Raw genomic sequence first — 1,769 nt, 5'->3', positions numbered from 1 at the left:
TTCTGGCCGGTGACGCCCACCCGGGCTTCCATCTGTTTGCCACCATCAACCCACCGGAGTACAGCGGGCGAAAACCTTTATCACCGGCGCTGAAAGGACGTTTCCGACATTTGCCGATCCGGCAGTATAACCCGGCAGAATTGCAGACCATTGCTGAGAAAGTGTTACCACAGACCCCGGAAGGGAAAATCATGGCTAAAAAGCTGACAGAAGCACATTGTCGATTAAGGACTTACCTGCAACAAAAAAACCTGCCGTTGCAACCGACCAGTCTTGATTTACAGAATGTGGCCAGGGCCGTTATCAGAGCAGGGGATTTTACTGAAAACGGACTTCGTCAATGCCTCAATCGGCACTACCGGCTTTATCTGATGGCCACCAACCTGTCACTGGAGGAACTGCCAGAGCCACCGGCTCTTGCGGTGGGTAACGGAGCGCTTGATCCTGAAATGAGCCAATGGTTCTACCAAACGGTATCCGGCATTAATCGCCCGTGGTTTATACGACACAGTGATCGCGACAGTATTGATGAAAAACACCATGAGATTTGTATTAAAACTCGTCTGAATAAAGAAGAAGCCAAAACAGAAATCATCACGAAGTTGGCTCAGGCCAGGTGGCAGAAATCCGGTCTTCCCCAGAAGCCGGATGAGTCGGACGATATATTCATCCGGGCACTGTACCGACACTGGCAGCACAGCTGGTTTAACCGTCATTTTGGCCAGACGACCGTGGACGCCAATAGCGTATTTCCCATGACGGATGAAGAGGAACAAACGCTGAATATGCCGACTTCCCAGCCTTATCTCCGGGAGGCTGATCAACGGATAAGCGCATGGAATTCCAATGCCGTCCAGTTATGGCCTGGGTTTTGGTATCAGATAAGCGGTCTGCCGAACCATTGGGTTGGCGATGATATTAACAAAGCGCTGGCTGTGGACGGTGATAACGCTCCTGAACCATACAATCCTGAAGTCCTCGAGAAAGAGGCTCCGGCATTGGACCGGAGCACGAACTTTGAGGCCCGGAAGGTTACAGAGTCCGGGGATCATATAATTTTTGATACGTATGAGGATATTTCCCATATGTATCGGTGCTCAGTACTGGATATTTATGTGACTGCTGAGGGTCATATCAAATCGATCAATCTTAAGGATATACACATCAGGGGGGTCGAAACCCTCATGCCTGACCGGTTACCCGGACGTGACCAGACATTGACATTAGCCAGCGATCAAACGCTGGGAACCCTGGACGTGTCATCGGACAACGGTCAATATGCATTGCCCAGCCTGAAGGCTAACGATTATATCGTGGCCCTGCGTACAGAACCCGATTTGCGATTTACCCTGGTCAGGGACAACTATACCGGGCTTCACACACTGTCTATTCCTGAGGCCAAAGCCAACCAGACTATTAAAGTGACTTATGTCGTAGAACCGAGAGAGCCGGGCAAAGAAACACGTGTTAAACAAACCCGACCTGCAACAGATTTGGACACCTACTGTTCAGAAGGCATGAAAAAAGTACTGAACAAAGTGTTTACGACCATTGACCAACAACGCTCAGCCAAAGTACGGGAGCTTTTGCAGGCCATAAAAGACGCTAAAGACACTGATCAACGAATCAAAGCGATCAAGGCGTATTGCGAACAGTTTTCCGGTAAGGCTAAACCAAAGCGCCATGCCAATTTCTTTGAATTTCTGGTAACACGGCGGCAGGGTAGCTGTCGTCATCGTGTGCCTGTTTTTATTGCTTTTTGTCGTTAT

General features: G+C 49.5%; 1 protein-coding gene. It reads left to right on the top strand.

The genetic code is table 11. From position 1 onward, the window contains the following. The coding region (locus KDK19_RS19135) for a hypothetical protein (RefSeq protein ID WP_257292636.1) at positions 1-1,769 on the top strand (1,769 nt) is incomplete at both ends.

This window comes from Endozoicomonas sp. ONNA1, from assembly GCF_024606325.1.
Lineage (GTDB): Bacteria > Pseudomonadota > Gammaproteobacteria > Pseudomonadales > Endozoicomonadaceae > Endozoicomonas_A.
This window is presented reverse-complemented; position numbering and strand designations above follow the sequence as displayed.